Below are 16,604 nucleotides of genomic sequence, written 5' to 3' on the forward strand. Positions count from 1 at the left end.
TAATACTGTTTCAATACTTTCATTCATAATTTAATCCTTTTTAGTTTTGTTTAAGTCGTTTGTACGAAGAACAATCCACCAGATAGATCTCGATTTATAAAAATATATCCTATGTTCTCAGTTAGATAAAAAATTTCATTTACTTCTTCAGGTAGATCCATTCCTAAGATTTGACCTATGAAAATATATTTTTCTAGAAAATCATCACTCTCTTGTTGTAAATATTCAGGTTGTCCTCCTAGAAAACTCATTTCATCTAAATTCTCAATAGGATTAATCGGATAAAATTTATCTAGGTTAAATTTGAACTGATTTTTATCTCCAATGATAACTTTCGTGTATCCTTGGATGGCATCGTCAATTTCAGTAATGTAGTCAAGAAAATAATCTTCTTTATCATAATAAGAAAAAACGTAAATTGCTTTATCTTTATATTCCTTATTCTGAAAATCTGTTTTAAATTGAGGTGCAATAGTCAATAAATTTTCAATTGGCATAAAAGCAATCAATGTTAACTCATGACCATCTGGCGCTATCACTTTATTTGAATAGTCTAAATCTAGCCCAACTAATATATTATTTATATTGGGTTTACTATCTGAAAAGTTAAAATTAACGTATCCATTTTTTTCCATTTAAATTCTCCTAAAAACTTAAGGGCATTTCTTACCTACTCTTTTCAATTTTCTAAGAAATTTCTTGGCTTCTTTTCTTAATCATCCTCCAGAAGTTTTAGGTTTGTAACGATAATTCGCTAAATCTTATTAATTAATTGATATTTATCAATATTTTTAATTCGTCTGGTAGTTTGGCACCATTTCTATATGCCTTATTAGCCCAAAATATGGCTTTTTCTTTATTGCCTTGTGTGAAAAATAAATCAGCTAAATTGAATTGGGCAATTGGATGTCCATTTTTTGCTGCGATTTCTAGCCATTTAAATTCCAAATCTTGATCTAAAGATACAAACATATGATATTGATACAATTTAAATGCTGAGTTTTTATCTCCATTAATGGCCTTCTCTTCGAGAATATGAATTTCTTCATCTGAAATCCAATAAGTACTACCTGTTGATATAAAGTTAGTCATTTTAAGTTACCTTGGTTTCCTCTTTCGGACGACCTCAGCCGGTATAGTTGCCGAGCCATAAGAGGTTGCCGTCCTTATCGGTCATCTCTCTCGGGATGCCGATTTGGTCGCAGTGAAAGTAGTGGGTTTGCTGGCGGCTTTCTCCGTATTCATTGATGTGGTTTCGATTGGCTAATCCGCGTGCGTACCGCGTACACTTTACGTCGAGATTGAAGGTTTCATACGGGCTACAGCTTGCTATTCACCCAACAATGTTTCTTTAAATAAGCTATCAAGTGATTCATATAACATTTCCATTTCCGATGAATCATGGTAATAAATAAAAATATGTCCCTGTTGATCCATTAAAATGGGATTGCCTGAACCATCATCTGATATTGCATAAAGTTTATTCATTGGTTGTTCATGTAATTCTAAAAGTTTTTGAAATCCCTGAGTTAATTCAATAACTGTTTCTTTTCCAATTAATGTTGAATTATGGAAAGCATGGATATCCAAACCAGCGCTTGCTCCACCGAATTTTTTAATAAATTCAATGTAATCATCGTGAAATTTTATTCCTAAAATATTTTCAGCATGTTTAATTTCCCCATTACTAGCGGGTATCCCTTTAAGCTCAGGCTCATCTTGAAAATATTTAATAAGCAAATTCATTGTTTCTTGGCTAATCATTTAATACCTCTTCTTGATAATTCTTTTAAAGCTTGGTCGTATCAGAACTCACGCCTCCAATATACTCAATTGATAAATCATCTAAATTTAATATTGCAAGCCTAAATCCAACAACGCAAAATCGTCTAATGAAAAACGAGATTGGAGGTTTCATACGGGCTACGGGTTGCTTTGAAATCTATTTTTGAACGTAAGAAATTTATCATATGAATTCAATTGCTCAGCAGAATAATTTTCCATAATTTCAGCATTATCACTATCTGCAATAGAAACAAAAAATATTACATTATTTCTTTTTTCCTTATCCACGCTTGCTATCGCTTTTTTAAATCCTTCTATAATTGAATCATATACTTCTGCCTGATATTGCTCAAAATTATCTTCTGATATTAATGTATTTGCATCATTAAGAATATTTTGAATCTCATTATTAAATATACTATCTATTTTCTCAGGAACCTCTCCAAGTCCTATTGCAAATTGAGGGTAATACCATTTAATAAAAGGCTGGTCTTCTTTTGGGTAGTTTACTTTTTCTATTTCGTAGTGAGAAATAGTATTAGCAGCCCAACCCAGATATGAACAATAGTCATCAATATATAATGTATAGGCAAAAACTTCATTAGAATTATATCTTTCTAATACAAATTTAAATGTCTCTGTAACTCCTTTAGATACATTCTGGATTAAATCTTGAATTATATAATTACTTAAAATACTCATTTTAATGTTCCTTTTATAAGTTTTTGTTATCAATTAGTTTCTATGCACATTGACTACGTGATCCGTATTTTCCAAAAACCTTACCACCAATTCTAGTTAATTGCTTACTCATATATCTATCTGTTTGAGCTTTGTTATACTTAATTTCCTATTTTTTTAATTAACATGGAAGTCCTTTGGCTATGATGTTTATAGCATATCCTTGAGTTATATTTGTTCATATAAAGTTAAATTCTTTTCTGTGCTTTTATATATATCTGTATAGAAATAAATTCTATTATCTTTTATCTCTTTCAGATAAACCAAGTCTTCAATCCCCCCAATATACTCAATTGATAAATCATCTAAATTTAATATTGCAAGCCTAAATCCAACAACGCAAAATCGTCTAATGAAAACTGGAATATATATTTTTCTATTGAAATACAACAAAGGTCCTCCAAAACCCTGTTCTTTAATAATAAATTGACCGTTAATGGATAGACTTCCAACTAAGGGAGAACCTTGATTTACTTCCATCAAATCAAGGTAACTGACTTCCCATTCGTCAAAAAAATTTTTTTCTTGAAAGTCTAAAGGAGTTTCATTCAAAATTTTCAACTTAGACATTTTTATATTTTCTCTTGTCAAAGAATTGAAATCTTCTTCTAATTCTACAAGGAGTTTACCAACTTCATTATTAAATGGCCAAGAATCAATTACTATCCGAGACAATAAAAATTCTTTTCCTTTTTTTTGTTGAAAAATACTTTCTGAATTTAGATAATTAATCATGTCATATAGTTCATTTTTTATAGAAATCAACTGCTGTTTATTTGTATAACTATATTCATCACAATTATTAATCATTTTATCAATTTCAACTAAAACTATATTAATCTTTTTTATAAATTGCTCCTGATTCATTGTCTTATTAACCTTTTTAAGTCATTAATATATTTTTGTGTTTGTCCACCACGTAACCCCAAACCTTGAGGTGCAGCTTTACCTTCAATAATGCAGCCACGTCTCACGGTCGACATATTGGTTCTGCAATTGGAACGGCTAGTATTTTGTGTTCAAATGGTACGAAGCATTTTACTTTCAGGATAAGCTTTAATATAATCATCAATAATAGCTGAACCTTCGGTATTAATACCAATAATATTTCCTTGTTCAATTAAAACAATATTAGGAAAATATTGTTTCAGTATATTTTTATTTACTATACCTTGTTGAATAATTGGCCAGAATCCTTTATCTAACGATTCTTCAGTAATAAACATAGCAGCAATAACATCGTTTTTATCTATTTTTATATCTTCATATAAAGGAAGGTTTTTTGAGGAAATTTTCATTTTGGTAATTAAGCAGGCTACACCTATCCAATCATATCTTCCAAGAATCTGTCCAACAGCTAAAAAATCATCTTCTATGGGAATGCCAAAATAATCACCTACCTGCCATTTCTGTTTTTTTCTTGCCATTTTTTAAAGTCCCTTTCTGCAATTCAATAAGGCATGGGAATTTTTCCACCTTCTGCACGGTAGCGAGGTTCAGACATCTGATGACGTTTATTGGCCAAAGGTCCTCTTCGACTCTTGATACCGCCTTGTAATTTAATGTGATTTTCTTCCAATCGGTCTAGACATTGACCAGATTTGGCTTGGCCTACATATTTTTCGCCAGTTTTAGGATGTATCCTCATATTATGTTTTATTTGTAGAAAATATATTATCTTCTATATGACAGTTTTGAAAAGAGCAGCTAGATATTAAATTATCTTGTATATGCATTGATCTGAATACACAATTAATAAATGTACAATTAGTAAATTTTGTATTACAAATTATTGCCGTAATAAAAGAACAATTAATAAAATTACAATTAGTAAAGGAACTATAGCTTATGAAAGCACCACGAAATGAACAGAAAGAAAATTTGAGACTTTCAATTTTCCTATGGGATATTTCGTATCTGTGAAAATCAATATTATCTATATGGGTTAACTGTCTAGAAATTAAAGCATCTAATTCTTTTGTTTCGATTTTAATTAGAGACTTTGTAATATTTTTAAGTAATTCTTGAATGTCATTTGATATCATTTTTATTACCACCAATCTATAGGGTCTGGTTGTATCTCGCAACAGCAGGGATGGAAACACCTTTTTGTAATGTTAGATAAGATGTTTTTGCTGTAACCATTTTAATGTTGTCTACTGTAGCATCTAAACATTTCTTACGTTTTTTTCTTCCTGGCATTTTCCTGTACATGTATCGCTTTCCGATAATGCAACGACACCCGTTACGTTGGCTAGTTCCCAGTGGGTCAGGTCATCGAAGTAGCCGTAGTAATAGCTGCTGTCATTGGAAGCTTCTAAGTCGTTTTTCTGATAGCCGGTTATCGTAGGTCAAGGTCTCTTTAGACGTCAGTAGTATCTCAGCATAACGATATTTTGCGCAGAAATGTTATTTTTTAGTGATAACAATACCCTCTAGTCCAACAGATGAATTTATATAATGAAAATTATATATTTCTTTATCTTCTATAAAGGGATTTATACAAGGAAAAAGTTTAATAATTTCATTTGGAATATCTTCTTTTCCCCATTCATATATATCAAAAATAATATTTTGGTCCGAAACGTTGTTAAAATGAAAAAAAATTACTGAATTAAAAAAGATATTATTTTCATCAGATGAAAGTAATACGAGTAATTGATCATTTTTCTTATATAAAAAACCAACAATTTCCTTGTCATGTAGATTCATTTCTTTTTTGCCCCACATTTATCTGGATTTTTCATGGAAAATCTAAATCTTGACATTGGCTAATTGAATTAGGCAATAACAAAAGACTTACTCAACTTATAAATCTGGTTGTTAAGCTACTTAATCCAGGGAATACTTGTGCACATTTGCCAAATTTTAAGTTGAATTTTTCCATTTTTGTTAATACTCGTCCTTCTTCTCGGACTTTATTTGATGGTTTATCTGATGGATATTTCTAGCTAACCCTAATGGATCAACCCCTCCCAGCGCATTCATCGAAAACTGATAAAAGTTTGTCCCCCCCATCAACCCAATCGAATCCTGATTCACAAACATGCCCGCATCAGTCTCATAATACCTGAAGAAGTTTTAATGCAGCCCCGTTTCATGGTCGGCATACTAGTTTTGCAGGCGGAAGGGCTGATGTGCATTCCGATAGACCCGCCATCCTTTTTCAGACGATCCAAGGCGGTGCATTCGCCGTACCACAAGAGATTTCTGTCCTTATCGGACATCTCACGCGGGATGCCGATTTGGTAGCAATGTAAGTAATGGGTTTGTTGGCAGTTTTCGCCGTCTTCGTTGATGTGGTTTTGATAGGCGAAACCACGTACGTGCGTACTGCACACACCCTACGTCAGGGCTAAAGATTTTTTGTGGGCTACGGTTTGCTATGGCTTACTTGTAATTACCAGCTAGTAATAGGTCTATGCAAATTTACCCAAAATTTTAATAATGATTGTTCAAAAAAACGAAATTCGGACAGATCTTTTTCTACAACTAGACCTAATTCTTTGAAAAGATATTTAGATTTCGTTCTCTCAATAACTTCATATTGACTTAATAACTCAGTAAGCCCTTTTTTTGATGATATATCCATTTCATTATAGTATATTGCAAACTCTACTTTCTTATCATTGAAAATTGTAACCTCAGTTAACTTTTCATTATCAAACCTTAGTACAAAATTGTTTATCTCTATAATATTTTTTACCTTCGGGATAACATTATTTGATATGTCATATTTTCTTATAACATCTGATAGAGAACAATTTAATTCAAAATCGCCTATGCTCTTATAAGGAATAAATATTAATTTATTATGATTTAAAGTTGGGTTTTTAAGTTTACTTTTTTGAAAGTCTGAGTACTTTTTCCCTTTATTATCATATAAATCTCTTATACTCTCATCGTAAATTAATATCTGCAGAAACAAATTATCCTTATAGTCAACATATAAAACTAAATTATATTTTGGAAAAATATAAAAGTAATTTTCTTCATCCGAAACTTCTATTAGAGGATCTCCCACTTCTAAAAATTTTTCAAGATTTGAAAAGTTAATAACTTTTCCATTTAAGCAAAATTCATCACAATTCCTCAAGGAAGATACAGTAATCAATTCTGAATCAGATTGTATCTTGTGTTTTCTATCAAACTCTAATGAATAATTAGGATTATTTAAAATAACATCATCAAAGTCAGCCTTTTTTTGACCCAATACAATTCCATCCAAAGAATTATTCAATATTTTCAACATTTTGTATGTTTCCTTTTTAATCTACGACCTTTGCCCTAGTTATATGCCCTTCACCAATTGCATAATCAATCATCTCACTTATACCTTTATTATATTTTTTCCCAAATTTTCTCTTAATATCTCGTATATCCATTTCCATTACTTTTCCGAATTTATCTTTATCAATTAATTTAGCTGGCTGTGATTGCCATTGACTTGCTTTTGCCCAGCTTCCCCAACTTGCTGTTTTACGGTGATCTGCCTTTGTCATCCATGTTGCTAGACTCTTATAGTGAGAGACTCTCCCAGACATCCCCCCCTATTTAACAGCCTTATAAGCAGGCATATGATTTACTTCACCTTCAGGACTGGCCTTCCTAACACTCCCACAACTCCCACCTCCATGAACTGATAGCCCCATAAATCGATCCACATTAAAGTATTAGGTGCGAATTGATACAAATTCTCCCCACCCAACAACCCAATCGGGTCCTGATTCATAAACCGCTCCGCCTCAGACTCGTAATACCTGAAGAAGTTGTAATGCAGCTCTGTCTCACGGTCAGCGTACTAGTTTTGCAGGCGGAATGGGTGATATCCGCTATCCGTTACCTTGGTTTCCTCTTTCAGACGACCCCAGCCAGTGTAGTTGCCGGTAATCGGGTCGTAATCGAGACGGTAGGTTTCTCGCCGTTTTCATTAGTGAGGACGGTCAGACGGCGGGCTTTGTCGTAGACGTAGCGGCGGTTGAATACGGTACAACAAAGGTCGTCTAAAAGTTAGATTCCAGACGACCTTGATACTGACTAGTGATAAGGTTGTTAAAGAGCAAACATTTCAGATGACCTCAAAGAAGGATTACAGTAAGTCTATTATAGGTAATTCAAGAATATCTTTCGTTGTTAGCTTTCCAATTTTCTTTTCAATAAAAGATAACTTCCTATTTTTCACTAATTTGTCATCATGGAACGCATATTCGTAGATTTTTCCATTTGTTTTATTATAGACATATCCATAATAATCATCCTGACCATCCTCATCTTCAACAAAATTCATAAAGAACACTTCATCGTCTTGCTTTAATCTCTCTATTACTGCACTGTATAAGTTTGGCACCTCATTCACTACAAAATTTGTACATTCTAAAACACTTTCCAGCAAAATTTTAGAAGTTAATTCCTCAGACTCCATCAACTCAACTCCTATCTTTCTAAATAATCTACTTAGGCTTGCATCCATTTATCTATATTTCTTAATATCCTGTAAGGTAATTATACTATTTCTTAAATCATCTAAAAATAACAATTGAATTTCATATTCACGTTTTAAATTTTCGTCCTCTATTTTGCCATCTTCGGAGTATGGGAAATTCGCTAAAGCATCTTTCCAGTTAATTACGTTTTCAGCACTTGCAGCAAAGTAATAATAACTATCAGATGATTTTTGTTGTATACCTAGTAACATATTTCGAATCGAAGCTAATAATTCTATAGTTCCTTGTGTTTCTACCATATCATTTAATGGATCATCATCATCCCAATTTATATCTTCTATAGCTTTTAGAGAGATTCCAATATTTATTTGGGAGAAATCATACCAACCAGCTTTAATAATAGCATCACAGAGTTGGTAGTTCACATTTGAATTAGTTATTTTAGTCATATTTTCATTTATTTTTTTCTCAATGATCAGTGCATTACAGCACCAAGCTGCAAATTTACATTTCTTTTGTAGATCCATTTGATCTAAAAGAGATTGTACTTTTTCAATATGTAATTCTATATTCATAACTCATTCTTTCATTAATCATATACACCACCAGCACCGTCAATACTTGGTTTACATCTTGAACAAGGTGCATTTCTTTGCTTGCTGCCCCAAGAAATTCCTTTTCGAGTAACTTTTGCATCATTTGGTATATTTCGCATGATTGATATTTTTTACAACATATTTTGATAAGGCGAATTTTTCGCTATGTCCGTCTTGGCTGTTTTGGGCTTTCTGAACGCATCCGATTTTGTCGTAGACGTAATAGAGCGTGCCACTTCTTTTGTCAGTATTTTGAATCAGTTTGCCTGCTTTGTCGTAAGCGTAGCAGCGGTTAATTACGGCACAACAAAGGTCGCCTGAAAAACAGAAACCGTGTGTGCGTACCGCACATACCCTACATCGGGACTGAAGGTTTTATGTTAATTATTAAGTATTTTGAATAAAGAAAATACCTGCTTGACTTCCAGATAGAAGTTTTTTCTTAACATTTTGGTCATAATAAAAATAACCAATACCATTCTGAAAAATATGTAACTTTTTATCTATATCTTCTTCTAATAATTGCAAGCAAAAATTAAACTTAGGAGAAGGATATATTATATCTTGTTCAAAATAAGGATTGCCCCAAAATTTTGGATACATCCAATCCCATTCCATTATCTTCAAAGAATAAATGTTCATCTTCATTGTATTTTGCATCAGCTGCTTTATCAATTTCATCAAGCCTTTCAAAAAACTTTCTTTCCAAAGAAATATTTCCTAAATCTTGCTTGTTGATAGCTTCTTCCCTTTCATAAAGGACAGCGCAACTAAAACCATCATTTAGTAAAATTAAATCATCCTGACAATTAACAGTATATTTAGATGAAATAGAGTCTTTCACCCCTCCTAGTGCATGCTCCTCTATGGAAATAAAAACAGAGATATAATAATTTCTGCGAGGGAATACATTTTCAGGTAAAAAATCAGAATAAAGAGTAAACAGATGCGTTTGATAGGCATCAGAATTTGGAACTTTAGGCCATAATTCTAACGGAATATGTTCAGGTCCTCCTCCAATATAACCAATACTATGTGGCGTTTTAGAAGAAGTAAAAAGTAATTTTGACATTTAAGTTTCCTTTTTATTATAATTTATCAAATCCAATAATTTCATAATCATTTTGCTCCTTCCATTCCTTCAAAGTATAAAGAAAAGGTAAGGAGAACATTTCTAATATTTTTTCTTTTAAATTTTCTGACACCATAAATGCTTCCATATACTTATATTTGGAAGACAGCAAAATATCCTTATCCGAATTAGTATATGCCTCCAGCGAAAAACCTTTTTCATCTCTTCCTAAATCCGGGTAAACAATTTCATCCTCAATTTCCCAGCTAACTATTCTTACCAAATAATAGACTTCATTTGTCAATAACTCACCTTTTGTATTGACAATAATTGCTTTACTCATTCCAAAATCATGATCAAATCCGTATTTTTTAATAAATTCCAAAAAACGCGCTGACATGATAAAGAAATCATTATATGGAAGAAAATCAAAAGTAACACTCCTTGCTTTTTTTAAGCAGACATAAACCTTTTCAGGCATTGGAGGAATTTCTTGCCCCTTTACGAACCAACTCCATGGAAAGTCAAAATCAGGATGCGTTTTTTTAGGGTTAAATTCCTCTGATATCCCTACTTCCCCTAAGGAAACCTTAGGCACTTTTCTTTTCGCTAACTCATCTAAACTTTGTGCGCTATATCCCCACACCATTAATTTCTTCATACTTTCCTCCTAATCTAATCGTTTGGGTGAGTTGGTAGATGAACATCCTCCAACAGATATGGACTTACTCAACCGTTTTTTCAAACTTTCTTGTAAATCTTGTACACGCTGTCGCGCTTGTGTCTGTAATCGACCATGACGTAGTTGCGGTAGGCAAAACCGTTCAGTTTTTTACCGTCCCGTCCGTAAACGGCGGTAAAATCGCCGTAGCCATCGTCGGGGGAGGCGATTTGGTAGAGATCGTTTGAAAAATAGAAATCTCGTGCGCACCGCACACACCCTACGTCGGGACTGGAGGTTTCATACAGGCTACAGTTTGCTTTTTTTCATTCGAAAGAAAATTTTAACATTTTTGATAACCGATTTATAAAATATAGAATTGCCAAATGTTCATCTTGGCAACAATATTCTTCGGTTCTCAATCCTCTTTCAGAATAGAATATATGCCATTTTTTATTTTCTTCAACAATACATAATGATTCATCATTTACTTCATTGATTGAGTAACTATCTTCTGGTACTCCTTTATTTTTAAGATATGAATTCAATTCATTAATTTTTAACATTTTCCTATTTTCACCTCTTCCAGATGCCCGGATTCTATATGATTTAACAGATTTTGGTAATTCATACTGTGTCCCTAATCCAATCTCTCCGAATAACGGCATAATTTTACTTGCAGCTACATTATCAATTGGTTTCAGAACCCTATATATAGTATAAGGCTTTCGATTAGGAAGGCTTACTGAAGGATGGATAAGTGAGGGTTTAGAATTTCAGACTGCTTTTGGGGTTTGTTAGATCTTGAAATTAATCCACACTTATACTAAATATTATAATGAATGATTTTTAACTCTATTCCTAACTCAGATAATAATTGAATTTGTTTTAAGGAGATTTTATATTCACGAGTAGCCTCATCGTTGGCCCAGCTGTAAATTATAAGCTCTTTATTTAGCTTATATTTTTTAAATATATAGTCTAAATTTTTCTTTATGTCTTCTATTTTTTGTATAATTTTATTAATTTTTTCATTTAAATTTTCCTCTTTATCTATACCAAAAGAATAGTAAGAGTGTTCAATTATAAATTGAACCTTTTTGTTTGGTGAGGTAAATAAATCTCCCTTACTATAAAACTCAGCATTTTTAATATTAAGTATTTTGTCTATTTCTCTCATGTTAATATAATCATTTGATTCCATATAAAATGTTACTTCAATTGAATTATTCAGCATCATCGCAACCAATTCTTGTTCTAATAAATTCAGAAGAATTTTTTCTTCTTAATAAAAGTTCTCCAGTTTTATTTTGTTTATAAATATCATAATGAGATACGGCTCGTTTACCAACATAATCAGCTTTAAACGCATGTGGATCTGAGCCTATTTGATCTAAAATCCATTTCAATTCTTTTTGGTTAATTAGTTTACTATCTTTTGTATCTCCGTCATTACAACCAGACGACAATCCATATAAATCTACCCAAGCTTATACATTTTGAGAATAGTTATAAAAATTGCTTCTTCCCCACAAACCAATCGGATCCTGATTCACAAACGACCCCGCCTCTGGCTCGTAATACCGCATCAGGTTGTAATGCAGTCCGGTTTCTTCATCGAAGTATTGGTTTTGCAGTCTAAACGGCTGATGGGAATGTCGATAGACACGCTCATCCTTTTTCAGACGACCTTGAGTTTTGGGGTCGTCTGATTTGAAAACTGTAACCTCAGGAATCTGTATGGCCGTCTGAAAATCGGAAACCGCGTTCGTACCGCCCACACCCTACGTTGGAATTGGAAGTTTTGTGCAGGCTACGGCTTACTTACTATCAAGAAAAGTTAATTATTCCACAGTTTCAGCAGCTTCTTTTAACCAAAGTTGGATTGATTCGATAGGATTTAATTTTTTCGCACGAATAGTATTTGTATAATCGGGTGGTAATACTTCAACATTAATCATTATTTCTGAACGAGCTTGATTTAAGGAGAATATTCCCTTCATATCACACCGATGAAGTGCTTCCTCCATCACATTAATCCGGAAATTAAATTCTTTTTCATATTCCACTTCTGTTTTTAATGAGTGAATATCAATACGATCTAAGAAAGCTTGGTTTACTTGATGGAAATATTGTGAACCAAACTCTAAGTAAGGACTATCTATCGAAGACCATTTAAAATCTGCAATATCGTAAGCATCCCAATTTTGAGCAATGCTTTGTTTTTTTAATGCTTCATATGACCAAGCACTCACAAAAGGAGCAAGTGCCTCACCTATGGTACTTAACACAAAGAAGTAAAAAGTTTCATTTGTCGAATTGAACAAATCTATAGCCGCCTGACTTGTTGCCTCTTCGATTGTAGCAACTAACTTTTCAAATATATCATCAGAATAATTCATCCTGCTACCTCCTTAAGTCTTACATTTTTTAATCTATCTCGTACCTTTTCATGAAATTTTCTATTATGCATTTCATTATGAGGGCGAGGATGACCAACAACGATCCTACACATTAGGCGCAAACTGATACAGATTGTCTCCGCCCGAAAGGCCAATCGGGTCCTGATTCACAAACCGACCCGCTCAGGCTTATAATACCTGAAGAAGTTGTAATGCAGCCCCGTATCACGGTCGGCATACTGGTTTTGCAGTCTGAACGACTGGTGCATGTTCTTGTAAACCCACTCATCTTTTTTCAGATGATCCCAGCCGGTGTAGTTGCCGAACCATATGAGGTTGCCGTCCTTATCGGTCATCTCACGTGGAATGCCGATTTTGTCGCAGCGGAAGTAGCGGGTTTGCTGGCGGCTTTCGCCGTCTTCGTTGGTCCAGTTGCATACCTGTGCCAAGGGGTCGTAGCTGTCGTATTGTAAGTGTCGATAATGGTTTCGGGCAGCCATCAGGCGTTGTAGCCGTAGCTGGTGGTGTAACCGACGGTGTCGGTGATATTGATGGCGATTTGGTAGAGGTCGTCTGAAAATATCGAATCTTACTTTTGGTTTTTTTTCTTAGGATTTAATTCGTCTTTACGCTGTTTATAAAACTGCCAATATTTTTTGTCCTCAATACTAAATGGATAATATCCAGCATCATTATAAGCAATATCAAAATATTTATAAGCTTCATCATATTTTTCAAGGTCATAATAAAAAATACCAGCTAACAGATACGTCCCTGCATTAGTGGTTCCTAAGTCAGCAACACTTAAAGCAATACGCAGCCATTCCTTAGCCTGTTCATATTTTTGATTTTTATAATATAACTCAAACAAAGCAATCGTAACCATTGTCGTTGGATGCGCCCATTGAGTTACTGGCTTGGGTATTAGCTCAAATGCTTCTTTTAATAACTTTTCTTGTTCTAAAAAAGATTTATTATAAGCCTCACAGACTAAATCATTAATCTTTGATTCTAATTCTGGATTAACTGCATCTAAATTCATAGCATACAACTCCTCAATAAAAATGAAACAATGTCAAATGTATATTTTACAGGTCAGTCATGACCATAATTAAATTTCTGTCTAGGCCCGATTGAATCAGTCATATCGTATCTACTTCGATTTTGTGCGGGCTACGGCTTGTTACAAGGACTAATTATTGCATAATTTGTTGTTTTAATTTTTGGTCAAAAGAATTTTCCAGGAAGATCAAATCATGCTTGCTAAACAATCCATTATCATTTTCTAATACTTTTTTATCAAACAATAAAATATTCTGTATTAAAGGATCATTTAGTGGTAATTCATTCTTATTTACAATAAAAATAGCAGTTAATGCTTTAAAACGAAAAGCCTCTGGATAAAGTGCTAAATATTTTAAAACTTCTTTGCTACCGGAATGGAAGGCCATAATGATTGGAATATGATTTTGCTGCAAATGCTTTAATACATCTGGATAGATGTTTTTTGCATCATTCTCAGATTCAGGTAATTTAATGGTATCTCCATAAGGAAATGAGGTAATAGGGGGAGCTTTAAAAAAATGCGCCTGCGAGATAGATGGTTGTACAAATACTAAATCATAAGGATTTGACGATTTATCATAAGGAGGAACATTTTGGGAGAAAAAATTTCCCATTTCAGAATTGTATGCATATAGGTGAAGTATGACCCCCTCGAAAGTACGAGAATTGCTAAAGGATATTTCACCATAAACATATTTTCCTTTTTTAAATTTAATTCTATCTTTTAGAAAATTAGCATCAGGAATATTCAAATTATTTTTCAAATATTCAATAAGACCTTGAATAAATTCTTTACTTTTCATAATTATCGTCCTTAAAATCAATCTTTGAATACTAAAGTCATAAAGCGAGCAACGCCTTTGGATGAACCCACATCCGTTTGCTTATCCTTATTTTTGTTGAAACCATATATGCAGCCTTCGGACATTTTCCTCCAGCATTGTGCGTTTTTTCAAATTGAATAACCCTGATCTCTTTTGACCTTTCGTTAATCGTCCTGTATTATTTTTTTCCATGTTCTATCGAAAACTTTAATTGTTACTTCATCTGATAAAATTTTAAAACCTCTACTTTTTAAATACTTAGTTGCTTTATCAATTCCACGTTGAGCACTCTCTGATTGTACGGATAATCCTAATGGATCAACCCAGACATTTGCATTAGGCACAAACAAATAAAGATTCTCCCCACCCCACAACCTAATCGGATCCTGATTCACAAACCGCCCTGCATCAGGCTCATAATACCTGAAGAAGTTGTAATGCAGCCCCGTCTCACGGTCAGCGTACTGGTTTTGCAGGCGGAAGGCGGTTGGTTTTACTGGCATTGAAGACGAAAACAGGTTTGCAGTTGAGGCGTACGTCAAGAAACTATTTAAATTCTTCTAATAATTTTTTTCTTAATTCCGCAAATTCATCCGATAGATTATTTTTAAGTTCAGTATAAATTTCATCATCGATTTTACTTTGAGTGAATAGTGTCTTTTCAATATAAGGGATAACTTTTTTAGAACTAATTGAAATTAAAAATGCAATAATTTCATTGTAAATATAAGATTTTTCATTAAATTGGCTTAGTTTATGTATTAGTAAATTTTCAATTGATTCTGATTTATAATGTTTTTCTTTCAATCCATATAATATCCATGAGATAATTTTGTGATGCTTGCTATTTAAATTTTTTATAAGATATTCTTTTATATAATTTCTTTTTGGGAAATATGCAGAACTAAATGCAATAGAAATAATTATAGAATATCTATTTATATTCCAAATAGAACTAATATTATTTTCTATAGTGCGAAACTCTTCTTCTCCTAGATTATATTTTTTGAATAGATGTCCTAAAGAAGATATTGCAGATGATTTCACTTTAATACTTTTGTCATTTTGAATAGAGTAAATTAATATAGAGAAAATTTCTTTCAATTCCGTAGTGCCAAGTTCTTCTTGTATTTGTCCCAAGATAAAATTTGCAATTTCTCTATGTTTACTATATCGACTTGTTAAGAGGATATTTCTGATTATATCAATAATCTCTTTATACTGAAAAAATTGTAGTCTTTTTGCTGCTTCATATTGAATAGTAGTATTAGAATGTAGTAGTTTTTCTAATAAGTCATTGATTGATAGATCTTTACATTCTAAAAAAGCGTCAAAACTTGAAATTCTATCATTTACCATATTATTTTTTCCTGTTACACCTATCTTTCGAATGCCAAGCCTTCAGGGTCGTTCCATCTTTGTTCGTTCAGTGCAAACTGATATAAATTTTCCCCAGCCATCAATCCAATCGGAACTTAATTCACAAACCGACCCGCCTCAAGCTCGTAATAGCGCATCAGATTTTAATGCAGTCCCGTCTCTTCTTCGAAGTATTGGTTCTGCAGTCTGAACGGCTAATGTGCATCCTTGTAAACCCGCCTGTCCTTTTTCAGACGACCCCATGTGGTATATTCGCCGTACTATAACAGATTGCCGTGGATGTCGGTTATCTCGCGCGGTATGCCGATTTGGTCGGTGTGGAAGTAGTGAGATTGTTGTCGGCTTTCTCCGTCTTCGTTGATGTGGTTTTGATAGGCGAAACCGCGTACGTACCGCACGTCCCCTACGTCAGGACTGAAGATTTTGTGCGGGCTACGGCCTACTAATAATTAAACATTCCTTTTTTTACTAATAGAAAGTCTTCTAAAGAAGATGATATTTTTTCTAAGGAGTCTTCACTCATTACTCCCATGCTGACAGCAAAAATATTTTGATTTTTATTATCCATCAGAATGGCAACCCCTCCACCATTATCTCCAATCATAAGAAAATTCGGCAAATATTCTTTTACTTC

Annotated in this window: 29 protein-coding genes and 3 pseudogenes; 1 reads left to right on the top strand and 31 read right to left on the bottom strand. The window is 33.2% G+C overall.

Annotation, left to right across the window (positions count from 1 at the left end):
- Positions 1-50 precede the first annotated feature (50 nt).
- The 25 genes and pseudogenes from KH109_RS04000 to KH109_RS04095 all read right to left on the bottom strand — a co-directional run bounded on the left by KH109_RS04000 (position 51) and on the right by KH109_RS04095 (position 13,150).
- The gene (locus KH109_RS04000; RefSeq protein WP_295216040.1) at positions 51-635 is read right to left on the bottom strand and encodes a hypothetical protein; all 585 of its coding nucleotides are present in this window, start codon (positions 633-635) and stop codon (positions 51-53) included.
- Positions 636-768: 133 nt separating this feature from the next.
- Entirely contained in the window at positions 769-1,092 is a 324-nt protein-coding gene (locus KH109_RS04005) for a sel1 repeat family protein (RefSeq protein ID WP_295216043.1), read from the bottom strand.
- 34 nt (positions 1,093-1,126) lie between these two features.
- The gene (locus KH109_RS09765; protein WP_363158552.1) at positions 1,127-1,333 is read right to left on the bottom strand and encodes an RHS domain-containing protein; all 207 of its coding nucleotides are present in this window, start codon (positions 1,331-1,333) and stop codon (positions 1,127-1,129) included.
- Complete coding sequence (locus tag KH109_RS04010) at positions 1,330-1,764, bottom strand: SMI1/KNR4 family protein (protein ID WP_295216046.1); 435 nt, start codon at positions 1,762-1,764, stop codon at positions 1,330-1,332. Before KH109_RS04010 ends, KH109_RS09765 begins: the two co-directional genes overlap by 4 nt.
- A 159-nt stretch (positions 1,765-1,923) precedes the next feature.
- Positions 1,924-2,487 (bottom strand): DUF4303 domain-containing protein, encoded by a 564-nt coding sequence (locus KH109_RS04015; RefSeq protein ID WP_295216049.1) that lies wholly within the window; start codon positions 2,485-2,487, stop codon positions 1,924-1,926.
- Positions 2,488-2,694: 207 nt separating this feature from the next.
- On the bottom strand, positions 2,695-3,393 hold the full coding sequence (locus KH109_RS04020; RefSeq protein ID WP_295216052.1) for a hypothetical protein: 699 nt from the start codon (positions 3,391-3,393) through the stop codon (positions 2,695-2,697).
- A 152-nt stretch (positions 3,394-3,545) separates the two neighbouring features.
- The gene (locus KH109_RS04025; protein WP_295216054.1) at positions 3,546-3,953 is read right to left on the bottom strand and encodes a hypothetical protein; all 408 of its coding nucleotides are present in this window, start codon (positions 3,951-3,953) and stop codon (positions 3,546-3,548) included.
- 23 nt (positions 3,954-3,976) lie between these two features.
- The gene (locus tag KH109_RS04030) at positions 3,977-4,174 is read right to left on the bottom strand and encodes a hypothetical protein (protein ID WP_295216057.1); all 198 of its coding nucleotides are present in this window, start codon (positions 4,172-4,174) and stop codon (positions 3,977-3,979) included.
- Between the two features lies 1 nt (position 4,175).
- Positions 4,176-4,571, bottom strand: coding sequence for a pentapeptide repeat-containing protein (locus tag KH109_RS09770; protein ID WP_363158542.1), 396 nt, complete (start codon positions 4,569-4,571; stop codon positions 4,176-4,178).
- Between the two features lie 364 nt (positions 4,572-4,935).
- The gene (locus KH109_RS04035) at positions 4,936-5,238 is read right to left on the bottom strand and encodes a hypothetical protein (RefSeq protein WP_295216060.1); all 303 of its coding nucleotides are present in this window, start codon (positions 5,236-5,238) and stop codon (positions 4,936-4,938) included.
- 180 nt (positions 5,239-5,418) lie between these two features.
- Positions 5,419-5,589 (bottom strand): annotated as a pseudogene (locus tag KH109_RS09775) (hypothetical protein); the annotation flags it as partial.
- Positions 5,590-5,926: 337 nt separating this feature from the next.
- On the bottom strand, positions 5,927-6,778 hold the full coding sequence (locus KH109_RS04040) for a hypothetical protein (RefSeq protein WP_295216063.1): 852 nt from the start codon (positions 6,776-6,778) through the stop codon (positions 5,927-5,929).
- Between the two features lie 16 nt (positions 6,779-6,794).
- The gene (locus KH109_RS04045) at positions 6,795-7,028 is read right to left on the bottom strand and encodes a hypothetical protein (protein WP_295216069.1); all 234 of its coding nucleotides are present in this window, start codon (positions 7,026-7,028) and stop codon (positions 6,795-6,797) included.
- Between the two features lie 80 nt (positions 7,029-7,108).
- Positions 7,109-7,315, bottom strand: a pseudogene (locus KH109_RS09780) (RHS repeat-associated core domain-containing protein); the annotation flags it as partial.
- A 300-nt stretch (positions 7,316-7,615) separates the two neighbouring features.
- A complete protein-coding gene (locus tag KH109_RS04050; protein ID WP_295216071.1) occupies positions 7,616-7,948 on the bottom strand; it encodes a hypothetical protein in 333 nt (110 codons plus the stop codon).
- 48 nt (positions 7,949-7,996) lie between these two features.
- Entirely contained in the window at positions 7,997-8,545 is a 549-nt protein-coding gene (locus KH109_RS04055; protein WP_295216074.1) for a cation:proton antiporter, read from the bottom strand.
- A gap of 408 nt (positions 8,546-8,953) precedes the next feature.
- Positions 8,954-9,169 (bottom strand): hypothetical protein, encoded by a 216-nt coding sequence (locus KH109_RS04060; RefSeq protein WP_295216076.1) that lies wholly within the window; start codon positions 9,167-9,169, stop codon positions 8,954-8,956.
- Positions 9,135-9,638: a hypothetical protein gene (locus KH109_RS04065; protein WP_295216079.1), complete on the bottom strand. Its 504-nt coding sequence runs from the start codon at positions 9,636-9,638 to the stop codon at positions 9,135-9,137. Before KH109_RS04065 ends, KH109_RS04060 begins: the two co-directional genes overlap by 35 nt.
- A 16-nt stretch (positions 9,639-9,654) precedes the next feature.
- A complete protein-coding gene (locus KH109_RS04070) occupies positions 9,655-10,299 on the bottom strand; it encodes an Imm43 family immunity protein (RefSeq protein ID WP_295216081.1) in 645 nt (214 codons plus the stop codon).
- Between the two features lie 326 nt (positions 10,300-10,625).
- Positions 10,626-11,057 (bottom strand): glycohydrolase toxin TNT-related protein, encoded by a 432-nt coding sequence (locus KH109_RS04075; protein ID WP_295216110.1) that lies wholly within the window; start codon positions 11,055-11,057, stop codon positions 10,626-10,628.
- 68 nt (positions 11,058-11,125) lie between these two features.
- Positions 11,126-11,503 carry a DUF4279 domain-containing protein gene (locus KH109_RS04080; RefSeq protein WP_295216085.1) on the bottom strand — a complete coding sequence of 126 codons (378 nt, stop codon included), beginning with the start codon at positions 11,501-11,503 and terminating at the stop codon, positions 11,126-11,128.
- Positions 11,504-11,525: 22 nt separating this feature from the next.
- Complete coding sequence (locus KH109_RS04085; RefSeq protein ID WP_156719305.1) at positions 11,526-11,768, bottom strand: hypothetical protein; 243 nt, start codon at positions 11,766-11,768, stop codon at positions 11,526-11,528.
- 21 nt (positions 11,769-11,789) lie between these two features.
- Positions 11,790-12,080, bottom strand: coding sequence for an RHS repeat-associated core domain-containing protein (locus KH109_RS09785; RefSeq protein WP_363158547.1), 291 nt, complete (start codon positions 12,078-12,080; stop codon positions 11,790-11,792).
- A 63-nt stretch (positions 12,081-12,143) separates the two neighbouring features.
- Complete coding sequence (locus KH109_RS04090) at positions 12,144-12,701, bottom strand: DUF4303 domain-containing protein (RefSeq protein ID WP_295216090.1); 558 nt, start codon at positions 12,699-12,701, stop codon at positions 12,144-12,146.
- Positions 12,702-12,868: 167 nt separating this feature from the next.
- The gene (locus KH109_RS04095; protein ID WP_295216093.1) at positions 12,869-13,150 is read right to left on the bottom strand and encodes an RHS domain-containing protein; all 282 of its coding nucleotides are present in this window, start codon (positions 13,148-13,150) and stop codon (positions 12,869-12,871) included.
- Between KH109_RS04095 and KH109_RS04100 the strand changes: the two genes are divergently transcribed.
- Entirely contained in the window at positions 13,144-13,278 is a 135-nt protein-coding gene (locus KH109_RS04100) for a hypothetical protein (RefSeq protein WP_295216096.1), read from the top strand. The two genes, KH109_RS04095 and KH109_RS04100, sit on opposite strands and share 7 nt — an antisense overlap.
- A 12-nt stretch (positions 13,279-13,290) precedes the next feature.
- On the opposite strand, the gene KH109_RS04105 is transcribed toward KH109_RS04100, so the two are convergent.
- The 6 genes and pseudogenes from KH109_RS04105 to KH109_RS04125 form a co-directional block, all read right to left on the bottom strand.
- Positions 13,291-13,743, bottom strand: a complete 453-nt coding sequence (locus KH109_RS04105) for a tetratricopeptide repeat protein (RefSeq protein ID WP_295216098.1) — start codon at positions 13,741-13,743, stop codon at positions 13,291-13,293.
- A 154-nt stretch (positions 13,744-13,897) separates the two neighbouring features.
- Positions 13,898-14,569, bottom strand: coding sequence for a hypothetical protein (locus KH109_RS04110; RefSeq protein WP_295216101.1), 672 nt, complete (start codon positions 14,567-14,569; stop codon positions 13,898-13,900).
- Between the two features lie 185 nt (positions 14,570-14,754).
- The gene (locus tag KH109_RS04115) at positions 14,755-15,093 is read right to left on the bottom strand and encodes an RHS repeat-associated core domain-containing protein (protein WP_295216112.1); all 339 of its coding nucleotides are present in this window, start codon (positions 15,091-15,093) and stop codon (positions 14,755-14,757) included.
- A 43-nt stretch (positions 15,094-15,136) separates the two neighbouring features.
- The gene (locus KH109_RS04120; RefSeq protein WP_295216104.1) at positions 15,137-15,949 is read right to left on the bottom strand and encodes a hypothetical protein; all 813 of its coding nucleotides are present in this window, start codon (positions 15,947-15,949) and stop codon (positions 15,137-15,139) included.
- A 281-nt stretch (positions 15,950-16,230) separates the two neighbouring features.
- Positions 16,231-16,368, bottom strand: coding sequence for an RHS domain-containing protein (locus KH109_RS09790; protein WP_363158550.1), 138 nt, complete (start codon positions 16,366-16,368; stop codon positions 16,231-16,233).
- A 44-nt stretch (positions 16,369-16,412) separates the two neighbouring features.
- Positions 16,413-16,604 (bottom strand): annotated as a pseudogene (locus KH109_RS04125) (SMI1/KNR4 family protein); the annotation flags it as partial.

The sequence above is a fragment of the Veillonella sp. genome, from assembly GCF_018381775.1.
Lineage (GTDB): Bacteria > Bacillota > Negativicutes > Veillonellales > Veillonellaceae > Veillonella.

Coding starts and splice junctions, on each gene's coding strand:
- KH109_RS04005 (WP_295216043.1), bottom strand. CDS start 1,092: ATGACTAACTTTATATCAACAGGTAGTACTTATTGGATTTCAGATGAA.
- KH109_RS04120 (WP_295216104.1), bottom strand. CDS start 15,949: ATGGTAAATGATAGAATTTCAAGTTTTGACGCTTTTTTAGAATGTAAA.
- KH109_RS04055 (WP_295216074.1), bottom strand. CDS start 8,545: ATGAATATAGAATTACATATTGAAAAAGTACAATCTCTTTTAGATCAA.
- KH109_RS04015 (WP_295216049.1), bottom strand. CDS start 2,487: ATGAGTATTTTAAGTAATTATATAATTCAAGATTTAATCCAGAATGTA.
- KH109_RS04000 (WP_295216040.1), bottom strand. CDS start 635: ATGGAAAAAAATGGATACGTTAATTTTAACTTTTCAGATAGTAAACCC.
- KH109_RS04065 (WP_295216079.1), bottom strand. CDS start 9,638: ATGTCAAAATTACTTTTTACTTCTTCTAAAACGCCACATAGTATTGGT.
- KH109_RS04020 (WP_295216052.1), bottom strand. CDS start 3,393: ATGAATCAGGAGCAATTTATAAAAAAGATTAATATAGTTTTAGTTGAA.
- KH109_RS04050 (WP_295216071.1), bottom strand. CDS start 7,948: ATGGAGTCTGAGGAATTAACTTCTAAAATTTTGCTGGAAAGTGTTTTA.
- KH109_RS04080 (WP_295216085.1), bottom strand. CDS start 11,503: ATGGAATCAAATGATTATATTAACATGAGAGAAATAGACAAAATACTT.
- KH109_RS04045 (WP_295216069.1), bottom strand. CDS start 7,028: ATGACAAAGGCAGATCACCGTAAAACAGCAAGTTGGGGAAGCTGGGCA.
- KH109_RS04110 (WP_295216101.1), bottom strand. CDS start 14,569: ATGAAAAGTAAAGAATTTATTCAAGGTCTTATTGAATATTTGAAAAAT.
- KH109_RS04115 (WP_295216112.1), bottom strand. CDS start 15,093: ATGCCAGTAAAACCAACCGCCTTCCGCCTGCAAAACCAGTACGCTGAC.
- KH109_RS04040 (WP_295216063.1), bottom strand. CDS start 6,778: ATGTTGAAAATATTGAATAATTCTTTGGATGGAATTGTATTGGGTCAA.
- KH109_RS04025 (WP_295216054.1), bottom strand. CDS start 3,953: ATGGCAAGAAAAAAACAGAAATGGCAGGTAGGTGATTATTTTGGCATT.
- KH109_RS04090 (WP_295216090.1), bottom strand. CDS start 12,701: ATGAATTATTCTGATGATATATTTGAAAAGTTAGTTGCTACAATCGAA.
- KH109_RS04070 (WP_295216081.1), bottom strand. CDS start 10,299: ATGAAGAAATTAATGGTGTGGGGATATAGCGCACAAAGTTTAGATGAG.
- KH109_RS09770 (WP_363158542.1), bottom strand. CDS start 4,571: ATGATATCAAATGACATTCAAGAATTACTTAAAAATATTACAAAGTCT.
- KH109_RS04060 (WP_295216076.1), bottom strand. CDS start 9,169: ATGTATCCAAAATTTTGGGGCAATCCTTATTTTGAACAAGATATAATA.
- KH109_RS04030 (WP_295216057.1), bottom strand. CDS start 4,174: ATGAGGATACATCCTAAAACTGGCGAAAAATATGTAGGCCAAGCCAAA.
- KH109_RS04035 (WP_295216060.1), bottom strand. CDS start 5,238: ATGAATCTACATGACAAGGAAATTGTTGGTTTTTTATATAAGAAAAAT.
- KH109_RS04010 (WP_295216046.1), bottom strand. CDS start 1,764: ATGATTAGCCAAGAAACAATGAATTTGCTTATTAAATATTTTCAAGAT.
- KH109_RS04105 (WP_295216098.1), bottom strand. CDS start 13,743: ATGAATTTAGATGCAGTTAATCCAGAATTAGAATCAAAGATTAATGAT.